The sequence below is a fragment of the Winogradskyella wichelsiae genome, assembly GCF_013403925.1.
Taxonomy (GTDB): domain Bacteria; phylum Bacteroidota; class Bacteroidia; order Flavobacteriales; family Flavobacteriaceae; genus Winogradskyella; species Winogradskyella wichelsiae.
Map to the genome: position 1 here is coordinate 257,949 of NZ_JABFDJ010000001.1, position 15,141 is coordinate 273,089.

General features: G+C 31.5%; 15 protein-coding genes. 10 read left to right on the forward strand and 5 right to left on the reverse strand.

All coding sequences use genetic code 11. The features are described 5' to 3' along the window. Window position 1 precedes the first annotated feature (1 nt). Both HM985_RS01230 and HM985_RS01235 read right to left on the reverse strand, forming a co-directional pair. Window positions 2-427: a GNAT family N-acetyltransferase gene (locus tag HM985_RS01230; protein ID WP_179374486.1), complete on the reverse strand. Its 426-nt coding sequence runs from the start codon at window positions 425-427 to the stop codon at window positions 2-4. A 154-nt stretch (window positions 428-581) separates the two neighbouring features. Next, on the reverse strand, window positions 582-968 hold the full coding sequence (locus HM985_RS01235; RefSeq protein ID WP_179374487.1) for an ankyrin repeat domain-containing protein: 387 nt from the start codon (window positions 966-968) through the stop codon (window positions 582-584). A gap of 263 nt (window positions 969-1,231) precedes the next feature. Here HM985_RS01235 and gpmI point away from each other — a divergent pair, with 263 nt between their 5' ends. Both gpmI and HM985_RS01245 read left to right on the forward strand, forming a co-directional pair. Continuing rightward, window positions 1,232-2,749 (forward strand): 2,3-bisphosphoglycerate-independent phosphoglycerate mutase, encoded by a 1,518-nt coding sequence (gpmI, locus tag HM985_RS01240; RefSeq protein ID WP_179374488.1) that lies wholly within the window; start codon window positions 1,232-1,234, stop codon window positions 2,747-2,749. A 46-nt stretch (window positions 2,750-2,795) separates the two neighbouring features. Further along, complete coding sequence (locus tag HM985_RS01245) at window positions 2,796-3,194, forward strand: BT0820 family HAD-type phosphatase (protein WP_179374489.1); 399 nt, start codon at window positions 2,796-2,798, stop codon at window positions 3,192-3,194. On the opposite strand, the gene HM985_RS01250 is transcribed toward HM985_RS01245, so the two are convergent. Next, window positions 3,195-4,463 carry an acetyl-CoA hydrolase/transferase family protein gene (locus HM985_RS01250; protein ID WP_179374490.1) on the reverse strand — a complete coding sequence of 423 codons (1,269 nt, stop codon included), beginning with the start codon at window positions 4,461-4,463 and terminating at the stop codon, window positions 3,195-3,197. 329 nt (window positions 4,464-4,792) lie between these two features. Here HM985_RS01250 and map point away from each other — a divergent pair, with 329 nt between their 5' ends. The 5 genes from map to HM985_RS01275 all read left to right on the forward strand — a co-directional run bounded on the left by map (window position 4,793) and on the right by HM985_RS01275 (window position 8,087). After that, window positions 4,793-5,611, forward strand: coding sequence for a type I methionyl aminopeptidase (map, locus tag HM985_RS01255; protein WP_179374491.1), 819 nt, complete (start codon window positions 4,793-4,795; stop codon window positions 5,609-5,611). Window positions 5,612-5,620: 9 nt separating this feature from the next. After that, window positions 5,621-6,394, forward strand: a complete 774-nt coding sequence (locus tag HM985_RS01260; RefSeq protein ID WP_179374492.1) for a DUF3050 domain-containing protein — start codon at window positions 5,621-5,623, stop codon at window positions 6,392-6,394. A gap of 116 nt (window positions 6,395-6,510) precedes the next feature. After that, window positions 6,511-6,924, forward strand: coding sequence for a GxxExxY protein (locus HM985_RS01265; RefSeq protein WP_179374493.1), 414 nt, complete (start codon window positions 6,511-6,513; stop codon window positions 6,922-6,924). Window positions 6,925-6,939: 15 nt separating this feature from the next. Then, the gene (locus tag HM985_RS01270; RefSeq protein WP_179374494.1) at window positions 6,940-7,704 is read left to right on the forward strand and encodes a class I SAM-dependent methyltransferase; all 765 of its coding nucleotides are present in this window, start codon (window positions 6,940-6,942) and stop codon (window positions 7,702-7,704) included. Window positions 7,705-7,718: 14 nt separating this feature from the next. Beyond that, window positions 7,719-8,087 carry a DUF423 domain-containing protein gene (locus HM985_RS01275; RefSeq protein ID WP_179374495.1) on the forward strand — a complete coding sequence of 123 codons (369 nt, stop codon included), beginning with the start codon at window positions 7,719-7,721 and terminating at the stop codon, window positions 8,085-8,087. Window positions 8,088-8,163: 76 nt separating this feature from the next. On the opposite strand, the gene HM985_RS01280 is transcribed toward HM985_RS01275, so the two are convergent. Together HM985_RS01280 and HM985_RS01285 are read right to left on the reverse strand one after the other, a co-directional pair. After that, window positions 8,164-9,141, reverse strand: coding sequence for an FAD:protein FMN transferase (locus tag HM985_RS01280; RefSeq protein ID WP_179374496.1), 978 nt, complete (start codon window positions 9,139-9,141; stop codon window positions 8,164-8,166). 31 nt (window positions 9,142-9,172) lie between these two features. After that, complete coding sequence (locus HM985_RS01285) at window positions 9,173-9,550, reverse strand: Na(+)-translocating NADH-quinone reductase subunit F (protein ID WP_179374497.1); 378 nt, start codon at window positions 9,548-9,550, stop codon at window positions 9,173-9,175. Window positions 9,551-9,774: 224 nt separating this feature from the next. On the opposite strand from HM985_RS01285, the gene HM985_RS01290 reads away from it, so the two are divergent. The 3 genes from HM985_RS01290 (at window position 9,775) to HM985_RS01300 (ending at window position 14,921) form a co-directional block, all read left to right on the forward strand. Further along, window positions 9,775-11,262, forward strand: coding sequence for a sensor histidine kinase (locus HM985_RS01290; RefSeq protein WP_179374498.1), 1,488 nt, complete (start codon window positions 9,775-9,777; stop codon window positions 11,260-11,262). Continuing rightward, entirely contained in the window at window positions 11,255-11,650 is a 396-nt protein-coding gene (locus tag HM985_RS01295; protein ID WP_179374499.1) for a response regulator, read from the forward strand. The genes HM985_RS01290 and HM985_RS01295 overlap by 8 nt, the downstream gene beginning before the upstream one ends. Before the next feature lie 529 nt (window positions 11,651-12,179). Next, window positions 12,180-14,921: a T9SS type B sorting domain-containing protein gene (locus tag HM985_RS01300; RefSeq protein ID WP_179374500.1), complete on the forward strand. Its 2,742-nt coding sequence runs from the start codon at window positions 12,180-12,182 to the stop codon at window positions 14,919-14,921. Window positions 14,922-15,141 lie beyond the last annotated feature (220 nt).

The following is a 15,141-nucleotide window of genomic DNA, read 5'->3' on the forward strand; positions in this document are numbered from 1 at the left end:
GTTAAATTTTCTTTAGAAAATGATAACCTAAAACTTGAAACCCTTCATTATAATAAAATTTATGTGAAGGGTAATTTTGTACATAGGTATTCAGTTCAACCGCATTGCAACCTTTACTTTTTACATAAGTATTAATCCAAGCCATAAATTGCTTTCCTAAACCACTGCCTCTATATTCGGATTTAATATAAACATGATCCAGTTCTACTGACTTCCCCATATAGTGGCGTGTACAAAACCACATACCAGCAACTCCAATAATAACTTCTTCATCTGTAATAACGGCGCATTCGTAGTTTTGATCTTTCATTTCATTAAAACGAGATTTCAAGACATCTAAACTAATCTTAGCATTATTAAGTTCGTAAACTAAAGGAACAATTTTCTCCAATGCTTCATTCGAAAGAATTCTAAACTGATAATTCATAAGGTATAAATAAAAGGATAAAAGTAAATCTTTTCTAGCCTTCTTTTATAACTCTAGCCTGTAACTGATGTTAAAATAGTTGTAAAATATAAAAAGCGCCCTTTGGACGCTTTTTAACTGACTAACTTAAATTTTTGTCTACTCCTAGACGTTTTTATTTTTTAAATCGCTTAAGAAACATTTCAGCATCTTTAGCATTAGATTTTTCTGCATATCTTACTGCTGTAATCCCCTTATCACAAGATTCGTGAATTTCCGAACCTGCTGTTATTAAAGCTTTAATAATTTCTACACGGTTATATTTTGCAGCGTAATGTATGGGCATCATACCATTTGATTTTGCATTAACGTCTGCCCCATTTTTAATAAGCCCATTGACCTCCTCTAAATTCCCCATTGCAACAGCTTTACACAAAGCGCTAACTTCAACTGTTTTAATAATAACTTCATTTGTTTTTGATGTTAATAAGCCATTAGATGCATTTAAATTTGAAACCGAAAACCCTAATGCTAAGGCTAATAATATTACTGATTTTTTCATGATGAAAGATTTTAATTTAATTGATTTGTTTTTTGATTATACTAAATAGACGACATATCTCTTAAAATGTTACACTTTAAAATAGTTGATAACCATTTTTTAACACTTTGGATATTAATTTGTTAACATTATCACAAAAATCAACATGAAGTTGATCAGCTAATTATAAAAACATAAAATAGAGTTAACATGCCAAATTTTTTCTTGTTACAGATTTGTTGTAGCGTTGTAAGTGTTATCTTTGAGGAACAAATTTTATACAAATGAACAAGAAGGTTATTTTAATGATTTTAGACGGTTGGGGAAAATCTCCTGATCCTAAAGTTTCGGCTATAGACAATGCACAAACTCCATTTATTGATTCGCTTTATACAAAGTATCCAAGCGCTAGTTTAAGGACCGATGGTTTACATGTTGGTTTACCTGAAGGGCAAATGGGAAATAGTGAAGTTGGACACATGAATTTAGGTGCCGGACGCATTGTATATCAAGATTTGGTGAAAATTAATCTTGCCGTTGAAAATAAAACATTACGCGAAGAGCCCGTTTTAAAGACAGCTTTTGAATATGCGAAAACTAATAATAAAAATGTTCACCTATTAGGTTTAGTAAGTAATGGTGGTGTTCATTCTCACATTAATCATCTTTTTGGATTGCTTGATGCTACTCACGATTATGGTTTAGATAATGTATTTGTGCACGCTTTTACAGATGGTAGAGATGTAGATCCTAAATCTGGAGCTGGTTTTATTTCGGACTTAGAAAACCATTTAGAAAATAATTCTGCAAAAATAGCAACCGTTACAGGTCGTTACTATGCAATGGACAGAGACAAACGTTGGGAACGTGTAAAATTAACTTATGATGCTCTAGTAAGTGCTGAAGGTGATAAAACGCAAGATCTCGTAAAGGCTATTAAAGATAATTATGAAAATGATGTAACCGATGAGTTTATAAAACCATTGATTGCAACAGATAAAAATAACGAACCTTTAGCAACGATTAAGGAAGACGATGTGGTTATATTCTTTAACTTTAGAACAGATCGTGGACGTCAATTAACTGAAGTATTATCTCAAAATGATTTTCATGAGTTTAACATGCACAAATTAAACCTGCACTATGTAACGCTAACAAATTACGATGATAAGTACAAAGGGATCAATGTTGTTTTTAATAAGGATAACCTACAAGAAACTTTAGGTGAAGTTTTAGAAAAACACAATAAGAAGCAAATTAGAATTGCTGAAACAGAAAAATATCCTCACGTCACATTTTTCTTTTCTGGCGGACAAGAAAAACCTTTTGAAGGCGAAACTAGAATTTTAAGAAATTCCCCTAAAGTAGCAACCTACGATTTAAAGCCCGAAATGAGTGCTTACGAATTACGCGACGCTTTAGTGCCGGAATTAGAAAAAGGTGAAGTAGATTTTGTATGTCTTAATTTTGCCAATGGAGATATGGTTGGTCATACAGGTGTTATGGAAGCAGCAATCCAAGCTTGTGAACATGTTGACAAATGTGTAACTGATGTTGTAAACACAGCTTTAGATAATGGCTATACAACTATTTTAATTGCTGATCACGGCAATTGTGAAACAATGATAAATCCTGATGGATCACCAAACACAGCCCATACTACTAACCCTGTGCCTATTATTTTAATCGATAAAGACTTAAAAAATATTAAAGATGGAGTTTTAGGCGATATAGCACCAACAATCTTAAAATTATTAGATATACCTCAACCAAAAGCAATGACGCAGCACAGTCTTGTGTAGTACCTTTATTTAATATTGTACCTTTACTTTTGAATTGAATTATAGCATGAATTTTCACAATAAATTAATTATAGCCGTAGATTTTGATGGCACTATAGTAGATGATGCCTATCCTAAAATTGGTAAAACACGCATATTTGCTTTTGAAACCTTAAAACGTCTTCAAGAAGATGGACACCGATTAATTCTGTGGACTTATAGATGTGGCATAAAACTGCAAGAAGCGGTAGATTTTTGTAAAGAAAACGGCATAGAATTCTATGCCGTAAATGCTAGTTTCCCTGAAGAAAAATTCGACAATAAAAGAAGTCGAAAAATCCATGCAGACTTATTTATAGATGATAGAAATATAGGGGGAATTCTAGGTTGGGGAGAAGTTTATCAACTGATCACCAACGAAGAACCCAAAATCACAACTCCCCCTAAAAAATGGTGGCAGTTTTAATTACTTTATCATATCGTAGTAAGCTCTATCAATAGCTTCTCTATGATCTGGATGTGCAATTTCAACTAATGCCTTCGCTCTATTCTGAATTGTTTTACCATACAAATTTGCAATTCCATATTCAGTGACCACATAATGTACATGAGCTCTAGATGTTACAACTCCCGCACCTGGTTTTAATACTGGTACAATTCTACTTATGCCACTTTTAGTCACCGATGGTAATGCAATAATGGCTTTACCTCCCTGACTTAATGAAGCTCCTCTAATAAAATCCATTTGCCCTCCAACTCCTGAATACATATTAGAACCAATAGAATCTGCACAAACTTGCCCTGTTAAATCAATCTCAATAGCCGAATTTATAGCCACCATTTTTGGATTCTGCTTAATATAAGCAGTATTATTAGTATAATTTGACGCGCGCATTTCTACAAACGGATTATCATCTACATAATCATATAATCGCTTAGAACCAATTAAGAAAGTAGATAACGCACGTCCACGGTTAATTTTTTTATAATTCCCTGTAATTACATTACTAAGTATTAAATCGATAACACCATCTGAGAACATCTCAGTATGTAACCCTAAATCTTTATGGTTGGTTAAACGTGTTAAAACTGCATTAGGAATAGAACCAATTCCCATTTGTAAGGTACTTCTGTCTTCTATTAAACTGGCTACGTGGTTTCCTATTTCACTTTCAATAGCGCTAGGCTCTGCCATATGATGTTCAGGAAGCGTCTCATCAACTTCAACAAAATAATCAATTTCAGAAACGTGAAGAATACCTGCACCGTGCGTTCTTGGCATCTGAGGATTCACCTGAGCAATAACAATCTTTGCATTATCTATAGCAGCCAAAGTAGCCTCTACAGAAACGCCCAATGAACAATAACCATGACGATCAGGAACAGACACATGAATCAATACCACATCAATGTCTAAAATACGTTGCTGAAAAAGTCGTGGTAATTCACTTAAAAAAACTGGTGTATAAGAACCATTTCCGGCTTTCAGCGTATGTCTAACATTTTTACCAATAAAAAAGGAATTAACATGAAAGCTATCTCTATATTTAGGATCTGCATATGGTGCTACACCTTCGGTATGTAAATGACACACTTCAACATTTCTAAGCTCTTCATGTCTTGCGGACAATGCTTTAACTAACGATTGAGGCGCTGCTGCAGCGGCTTGAATATAAACACGATCATTAGACTTTACAACTCTTAAGGCTTCTTCTGCGGTAACGGTTTTGTACATAATAATTATATTTTATATTACAAATTTAGAGTAGAAAACGCTCCTATAAACTGTTATTTATCATGTTTTAAAAAAAAATTAATAATTTATGAATTAAATGCTTGATAAGATTAAACTACAGCAGTAGAATGTTTTAGTAACAAGCCTTCTAATCCTAGATCTGTCCATTTAATGGAGCTTCAAGTTTTTATAAAAGAAAACAACTCTGATAGATCATCTTTTCAGTTTTCACCTTTTTTTATCAATGCGAAAAAAACCAGAGATTCTTTCGCTGTATTTTCTAACAAGAAATACGGAATACCTATCTTTGTAATTCAATATTACGAATCATGATTATAGTAAAAACAGCAGAAGAAATTGAATTGATGCGTATCAGCGCACTTATCGTATCTAAAACTTTGGGTATGTTAGCAAAAGAAACCAAAGAAGGTGTGACCACCAATCATTTGGATAAAATTGCAGAAGAATACATAAGGGATATGGGTGCAATCCCTGGTTTCAAAGGCCTTTACGATTGTCCGTCTACCTTATTGTGTAGTGTAAATGATGCCGTAGTACATGGCTTACCTACAGATATTCCGTTAAAAGATGGAGATATTGTTTCAATAGATTGTGGTTCTATAATGAATGGTTTCTATGGGGATCATGCTTATACTTTTGAGATTGGAAATGTAGCTGAAGAAACTAAAAAATTAATTCAGACTACTAAAGAATCGCTTTACAAAGGTATTGAGCAATTAAAAATTGGTAACAGAGTTGGTGATGTTGGTTATGCCATTCAACAATACACTGAAGAACAAGGCTATGGTGTTGTTAGAGAATTAGTGGGGCATGGACTAGGTAGAAAAATGCATGAAGATCCGGAGATGCCTAACTATGGTAAAAGAGGTCGTGGTAAAAAGTTTATTGAAGGAATGGTGGTGGCCATTGAACCTATGATTAACTTAGGAACACATAAAATAAAACAACTTAGTGACGGTTGGACGATTGTAACCCAAGACGGAAAACCGAGTGTCCATTTTGAACACGATGTGGCCCTTGTTGATGGTAAGCCAGAAATACTTTCTACGTTTGCTTATGTACACCAAGCTCTAGGCATAACGTCTACTGAAGAAGATTCATTTAGAAAAAACGCGTTAGTTCTTTAAAAAGCAGCCATGACAGTTAAATATTTAGAAACAGAGTTAACAAGCTTAAGAACTGAACTTAATAACCATAAACTATATAGTGCTTTAGCTTCTATTGAAGATATAAAGATTTTTATGGAGCAACATGTGTTTGCCGTTTGGGATTTTATGTCCTTGTTAAAAGCACTTCAAAATCAATTAACAAATACTACAGTACCTTGGACTCCTGTTAAAAATCCATCGACCGCTCGTTTTATTAACGAAATTGTACTGGGTGAAGAAAGTGATATTAATGAATTAGGAGAACCTAAAAGTCACTATGAAATGTATTTGGAGGCTATGGATCAAATTGAAGCGAGTACCACGCAAATTGAAAATTTTGTATGTCATATTCAAAATGGTTTTTCAGTTAAAAACACAGCGACTAAAGTGGAGTTAAATACAGAAACTTCAAAATTTGTAGACTTTACTTTTGATGTTATTGCAACTAACGAACCTCATAAAATTGCTTCGGCTTTTACATTTGGACGTGAAGATGTGATTCCGGATATGTTTTTTCAAATTATAAACCAATCTAAAACTAGCGACAATACGTATAGTAAATTAACCTACTATTTAAAACGTCATATAGAGTTAGATGGTGACGAGCATGGACCACTTTCTTTAAAAATGATTGAAGAATTATGTGGTAATGATCAGCAAAAATGGAATGAGGTTTTAGAAGTTGCTAAAGAAGCTTTACAGCATAGAATTGCGCTTTGGGATGGTATTTATAATTTAATTTCGAGCCAAGTAGATGCTTAGCTATTTTTATTTATTAATATAATTTTCATTGAGTTAACTTGTATTAATTATTTAACAGAGATACTTAGAGGTTACACAGAGGTGCCCGGAGAGAGTTTTTTGTTCAATTAAAATATATGGTTTACAATAAGATTACAGAAAATATTATTGGAGCAGCCATTGAAGTGCTTAAAGCTCTTGGGCCAGGATTGTTAGAATCTGCTTATCAAGAATGCTTGTTTTATGAATTAAAAAAAATGGGATATTCAGTGCAAAAAGAAATTACTCAACCCATTACTTACAAGGACATAACACGAGATCACGGCTACAGAATTGATTTGTTAGTCGAAAATAGTATTGTTATTGAGCTCAAAACAGTTGAAAAATTCACAGATGTTCATACGGCTCAAATATTGACTTACATGAAATTAGGAAATTACCCTATTGGACTATTACTCAATTTCAAAACTAAACTTTTAAAAAATGGCATAAAAAAGATTCATCAATACTATCACGTAAACCCTCTGCGAAACTTTGTGAATCTCTTTTAGTTCTGAGTAATAAAAATGAAAAAACTCTTTAAACTTATATTAAACACCATACCAAGACCCTTATTAATAAGACTTAGCTATGTAGCACGTCCCATTTTGGCGTTCTTTTTAAAAGGAAACACATTTACGGATCCTATTGATGGTAAAAGTTTTAAAACATTTTTGCCGTATGGTTATGGTAATCAGCGAAACAATGTATTATCGCCTTCGACATTAAGTTTAGAGCGACACAGATTACTATGGTTGTACCTAAATAAGGAAACAAACTTCTTTTCTGCTGAAAAAAGTGTGCTTCATTTTGCACCTGAACAATGTTTTTTAAAACGCTTTAGAAAGCTGAAAAATTTAAAATACACAACGACAGATTTACTTTCTCCTATTGCTGATGTAAAAGCGGATATTTGCGATTTACCTTTTGAAGATAACAGTTATGATGTTATTCTCTGTAACCATGTCTTAGAACACATCCCAGATGATACCAAGGCAATGCAGGAATTATACAGAGTAATGAAACCTGGTGGATATGGTGTTTTTCAGATTCCACAAGAATTAGATAGAGCGCTTACTTTTGAAGATGATGCTATTACGGATAAAGAGGAACGTGCTAAGATTTTTGGACAATATGATCACGTTCGTGTGTATGGTCGTGATTATTTTGATAAGCTACGTTCTATTGGCTTTAAGGTTGAAGAAGTTGATTATACCGCTTCGCTTTCTAAGGAAGACATTGAAAAGTACTGCTTGGCTAAAGGCGAAATTATTCCCGTAGTTTATAAATAAATCAATTAACTTAAATGACACAACACATTATAATTGCTACAGGTGCTTTATTTGGCATGTTAGCTGTAATCTTTGGTGCTTTTGGTGCTCATGCCTTAAAGAAAATTTTATCTACAGAGCAATTACATAGTTTTGAAGTTGGTGTAAAATACCAAATGTATCATGCTATTGTTTTATTAGCCTTGAGATTTAATGCTAACAATATCACCTTAGCAACGTACTGGTGTTTTACTATAGGAATTATTTTATTTTCTTTCAGTATTTATGGTTTAATCTTATCGGATGCTAAAGGAAAAAAACTTCGCTTTTTAGGTCCTGTGACTCCGATTGGCGGATTGCTATTGGTAATAGGTTGGTTATTACTATTTATTAATGCTTGGTAATATATTGGCATAGCTGCACTAAAACAATGAAATGTAACCAGGATCGGCAATCATTAAGATTTTAAAGTTGCTTTTCCTATTCTGGAAAGTTATTTAAATTTAAAGTCTGAAGTTCTTTATGAGCATCTTCATAGATAAAATAGACTTTAATTTCTTTATGTTGTTCTGCAAAATCAATGACTTCTGCTATTCCCATAGCTTGAAATGCGGTTGCATAAGCATCTGCTGTCATACAATCTTCTGCTAAAACAGAAACACTTAATACATTTGTTTTTGAAGGATAACCTGTTTTAGTATCTATAATGTGCGCATAACGATTTCCATTCGCATCGATTTTAAATTTACGATAAGTACCTGATGTTGCCATAGCTTCATCTTTAAGCTCTATGACTTTTGAATACGATTGCTCACCTTTAAAGTTAGGATCATCAATACCAACTCTCCATGGCGCCTTTTTTTCTAGATTAATTCCTCTTGTTCTTATTTCACCTCCTATTTCTACTAAATAATCAGCTACATTCTGGCTTTCTAAAAACTCACCAATAACATCTACCCCGTAACCTTTAGCAATGGCATTAAAATCTAGATAAGACGAATTATTCTTAACAACCTTATTATTTTTTATCCCTAACCTGTTAAAACCAACAAACTTCATTAAGCGATCTATTGCAACACTATCTACATCAGTAATTTTTCCTTCTGGTCCAAAATCCCAAGCATTAACTACTGCTCCAATTGTTGGATCAAAAGCACCTTCGGTCATTCTATAAATTAACTTTGCTTTTTTAAATACACGTATAAAATGAGCATCAATTTCAATAGCTTCACCTTTATTTATTCTTGAAATTGTTGAACTAGGAATATACGTAGACATTGATTGATTGATCACATTAAAAAGACTATCAAATTGTTTTTGAAAGTTAACAGCTTCGTCTGAGTGGTATTGAACACTGTAAGAAGTCCCAAAAATTGGACCAGAGATTTTAATGTTTTTCGGGGCTTTCTGACACGAAAAAAAGATTAGAATAAAAATCAGGTAAATTATATTTTTCATAAGTAGGTAACTTGGGTTAGCTATTGTATTCTTAATTTAAATTCATCTCAATGACCTGAATGCCGTTATATTCAATAAGGTATTCTTCATTTAAATAAATGGGGTGATCATCTCCTTCTGGACTGCCTAAACCAACACCTGCATATAATACCTTAGCATCTTTTTCAAAAGCGTGCTTTTTAAAGGTCTCCATCCAAACGACATCATAGTTATTTGGATTATCTGGTAAACTAACAGCCCTCACGATGACAAAATAATACTGACTATTCTTATCAATACAAACAAATTGTGGATGACGTTTCAACTTGCTATTAATAGCTATGAACTCAAAACCACGAGCTTCTAAGTCCTTACCAACATGGTTCATGGCTAAATTGTGGATGTCTTGAGGTGTAAGTGGTTTACGCATTGTACAAAAATACAAACTTGATATGAAAAATCCACAAATTTAATATTACATATTGGGTTATAAAAAAGGTAAACATCTAAACCATCCGAATGCTATTAACAAAACCACAAAAGAAAGATTAACCCTACAAGAATAACAGTTTAGACATCCATTTATTGTGTTTTATCTATTATTTTACAAAAAAAAACTATATTTACGCAATAAACCCCCTTAACCTATCTATTTTGTTTATCCCCAATACACAAATAAAAAGTAGTATTAATTTATTAGATTTCATACAAGAACGTGCCTCAATTGGTACTTGGGAGTATGACCCTATTTCTAAAAATTTAAATTGGAGTAATGAAACAAAAAAAATTCATGAACTCCCCTTAGATTACATACCAGATTTACAGCAAGGTATTTCATTTTATAAAGAAGGCTATAGCCGAAATACAATCACCCAATTATTTACGCTTTGTATCGAAAGTCATATTGACTTTGATACTGAAGTGCTAATCGTTACACCTAAAAAAAAAGACAAATGGGTAAGGGTCATTGGTATCGCTATCATTGAAAATGATAAATGTATTTTAGTACAAGGACTATTTCAAGATATAGATAAAAAGACTAAAAATGCAAAAGAATTAGCCTTTAAGGAGCAGCAACTTAGAAAGACATTTGAAACTGCTTTAATTGGTATGGCAATCGTAGATTTAGAAGGCAACTGGATTGACGTAAATAATAGTTTGTGCAATATACTAGGTTATAATAAAGTTGAGATTAAAAAATTAACTTTTATGGATTTAACTCATCCTGAAGATTTACGTAGAGACCACCAAGCTCTTATGAGAATGATAAAGGGAGAACTAGATGATTATGAAATTGAAAAACGTTATATAAGTAAAAATGGAGAAACTGTTTGGGCTCAATTATCCGTATCAATTGTTAAAGATAATTTAGGACAACCAGAACATTTTGTTGCTCAGATCAATAATGTAACTCAAATTAAAAAAAACAGAAAAAAAGTTTCACAATTATTAGAAACGACAAAAAACCAAAATAAACGTTTACTAAATTTTGCACATATCGTATCTCACAATTTAAGATCTCATTATGGTAATTTAGATATGTTATTAGACATTGTAAAAATAGATTTACCTGAAACTACAAATAATGAAATTTTCCCATTAGTAGAGCTAGCGGTAAGTCATTTAGGTGAAACACTCACTAATCTAAATGAAGTAGCTGCAATTAACGTTCAAAAAGATTTAAAAACAGAACCATTAAATTTATTAAATAGTTTCCAAGGTGCTTTATCGAGTATTTCAGCACTCATTAGAGAGTCTAAAACTACGGTTTCTATTGATATAGATACGGACCTATTTATTCTAGGCGTCCCCGCGTATTTAGATAGTATAATTTTAAATTTCTTAACAAATGCTATCAAATATAAAAAAGCAACGGAACCTGCTAAAATCGAAATTAAAACGAACATCTCTAACGATTTTGTTGTATTAGAAATTAAAGATCATGGACAAGGTATAGATTTGAAAAAATACGGTGATAAACTGTTTGGAATGTATAAAACCTTTCATAGACATGAAGACTCTCGCGGTTTAGGTCTATTTATTACAAAAAATCAAATTGAAGCTATTGGCGGAAAGGTTGAGGTTAGTAGTATTGTTAACGAAGGAACAACCTTTTTCATCTCTTTAAAGAAATATGCGTAAAATCGATTTAGCATGTATCATCGATGACGACCCTATTTTTATTTTTGGCGCGAAACGAATGATGGAATTATCTGGTTTTTGTAATTCGTTTATAGTTTTCAAAAACGGAGAAGACGCCATTAATAATTTAAAACCTATGATGAATACTAGGCAGCCTCTTCCAGATATTATATTATTAGATATTAATATGCCCATTATGGATGGTTGGCAATTTTTGGATGAATTTATTCAAATTGACTCTCATAAAGAGATTACTATTTATATTGCAAGCTCATCAATAGACCCCATTGATCTTAAACGCGCAGAACGTTACGAAAATGTTTCTAATTACATTATAAAGCCTATATCGTTAAATACTTTAAAACGTATTTTAGGGGGATCTTTGTGATAATACAAACTTGTAACAAATAAGAAATATTGCAAAGTTTTAAACTATGAACGTTTTTGTAAATTTTATCGCAAGAAACTAAAATTTCAAAGTTATGACATCTTTAAGATATGTGTCAAATAATAAAATATCATGTAAATATTTTAAACATAGTATATTTTTATTGCTACTCATTTTCTATGCTTAAACTAATAATTATTAAATAACTATAATTTTGTTAAAAAAAAATAAATTATCTATCATTAATATGATATAATTGTAGCGAATGCAAAGAAATATCAACAACAAGTATGAGTTCTTTCATTTGTTTTTATCTATTTTTAAAAGCCAAGAAAGAATTCATAAAAAAACAATACATTACCTTATATTTCTGCTTTTTTTTAATAGAACGATTAATATATGCTTTTGAAAAAACTCAAAAATTTTAAATACTTCATCGATTTGTTTTTACAGAAAAAGTAAATTTCGTTTTATAGCAACGTGTAATTAATATACAATCTGATTTAAGAAATCTTAATCCTTAGCTTACATGAAATTGAAAACTCTTAGAGAAATATTATTCACTACTCTTAAAAATCTTTTTATAATTTATTTTATATTAAATCATGGTAATATATCAGGACAAAATAATGAAACAAACAATTGGATTTTTGGTGAGTATGCTGATTTAAATTTTACAGAACCTTCATCACCTTTATCAACTCAAAATAGTGCAATGCTAGCCACTGCAGGTTCTGCAAGCATATCTGATGTCGACGGGAATCTACTTTTTTATACAAATAGCGAAATGGTTTGGGACAAAAACAATAACACTATGGTTAATGGTTCTGGTCTTTTTGGCAACGTAAGTGCAGATCAAAACTCTATAATTGTACCTATCTCTGGTATTAATAATCTTTATTATTTATTTACTATTGGAGCACAAGGACTTTTCTATTCAAAGATTGACACATCTTTAAATAATGGACTCGGAGAAGTTATAGCATTGAATGTCCCTCTATTACCTGCTCTAGGAGTTGGTAAAATCTCAGCTGTACATCATGCAGATGGTGAGTCTATATGGGTAACAACAACTAAGCTAAATGAAGCAAATGAATATACTTCATTCTATACATATAAAGTTTTAGCTGATGGTAATATAGAAACTCCAATAATTAACGATAATTTATTTTTCAAAGGGGTTCCTGAAGGCATAATGAAATATTCCCCCAATGGAGAAAAATTGGCGATTACCAATATTTTACCAACAAGTATAAATAACCACCTTTTCCGTTTTAAATTTAATCCTGAAACAGGGCAGCTAACTAATAAAGTTAGTATTTTAACTACTTTTGAATTTTTTAGCGTAGTATCAGCCTATGGTATAGAATTTTCAAATGACTCTAATCGATTATATGCAAGCTTAATGAAACAAGGTTTTATTAATTCTTCAGATAATGGAAATCTAGCCGAGGATTCTCTTAAAAACGTATTATTATATAAATACGATGTAACATCATTTACTGCAAATGCTTCACCTAGTTTTCTATTACACCAGCAATTAGGAGATTTAATTCCAGCTAGCTTGCAACTTGCTAAAAATGGAAAAATTTATAGGGCTTTATCTGAGAATGAAAATGAAGGTATCAGTTTTTTGGGAGTAATTGATAGTCCGAATCTATCAGGTCCATTTTCATCTTACAATCATGAAGATTTAAATCTTCAGCAAAAGAAATCAAGACTAGGGCTCCCAAATTTTATACAATCTTACTTTAGAACAAGGATTTTAAATGAAAATATTTGTAATGGGGAATTTATAGATTATGAAATTGATACTTATGCAGAAATTACCGCGGCACAGTGGGATTTTGGAGATGGAAACATCTCAAATGAAATAACTCCAAATCATGCTTATGACGATGCCGGAAATTATGAAATTTCAGTAACTATAACCGTAAATAATCGTGAAATTACAACATCAAAAATAATTAATGTTTATGGGGTTCCAAATTTATTAACTAATCAAGAACTCATACAATGCGATAGCGATACGGATGGTATTTCTTTATTTAATTTAACAGATATTAAATTTAAAATAACGGATCCGAGTTTGAATGAAGAACTTGTTTTCTATGAATCAATTGAAGACGCTGAAGAAAATCTTAACATTATTGCCAATTATAATAGTTATACTAACATTGTACAAAATCAAGAAATATATGTTAGGGTTATTAATGCTAATGGATGCTTCTCCATAACATCCTTCACCCTAAATGCAAGTTTTATAGATGTTATAAATATCCCTAATTTTTATAGTTGCGAAAACTCAGACGGAATCATTGGAGATGAATCAGCAGTATTTAACATCGCAGACATAAGAACAGAAATTGAACTTTTACTTGAATTAACTGATGCGACAAGTTTAAAATTCTATCCTAGTTTGGTTGATGCACAAACGACACACAATTTAATAAGAACAACATTGACATCAGAGTCTACAACTATATGGATACGTTTAGAAGCTAATGATGCGTCATGTGGTGGTATTGCTCCTGTTAATTTGATTGTTAATAGCACACCAATAATAAATTTAAATGATACTTATACCTTTTGTGGTGATTCACCTATAATTTTATATGGTGATACTACTAATGATAGACTTGAGTGGTTAGATGCTGATGGTCTCGTTTTGTCAAATTCAAATCAATTCTCAACAAGCATTAGCGGTACGTATACACACGTAGCATATATCATAGAGAATGGATTAGAATGTTATGTATCAAAAACATTTACTTTAATAGAAAATGAGCCTCCATTTTTTGAAGATATAAACGTCATTTTAGATTATGATAATAATACCATTTCAATGCGTATTGGTGGAAATAGTGATTACGAATTTTCTTTAGATAATCTTAATTTTGTAGGAAACTCTAATAACTTTACTTTTAACAATCTTCCTTCTGGAACACAGACAGTATATGTTAGGAATATAACCCAATGTGAAGCAACAATAAGTAAAACATTCCACCTTATCGGATATCCTAAATTTATTACACCTAATAATGACGGTATCAATGATTTTTGGAAAATAAAAGGAGCCGATGAAAACAATTTAGAAACTATAAGAATATATGATAGGTATGGTAAAATTATAATTACCCTTAATCAAAGAAACGGATATAGATGGGATGGAAGAATTAATGATATATTAATGCCCACTACTGATTATTGGTTTAAAGTGTTTTTCACTGATGGACAAAATACCACAGGACACTTTACGGTTAAAAATTAGTTAATCTATTTTGATAAAAAAAATAAACTTCATCCTGTATTAATTGAACCTTGGTTACCTAACAAACTGCGCTCTTTTAAATAAAAAAAATATATCTAAATTATTAATTATCTAGAAAATTAATTTAGAATAAAATCTTGTAACAAATAAGAAATATTGCAAAGTTTTAAACTATGAACGTTTTTTTGTAACTTTTTAGCAAGAAACCAAAATTTTACAG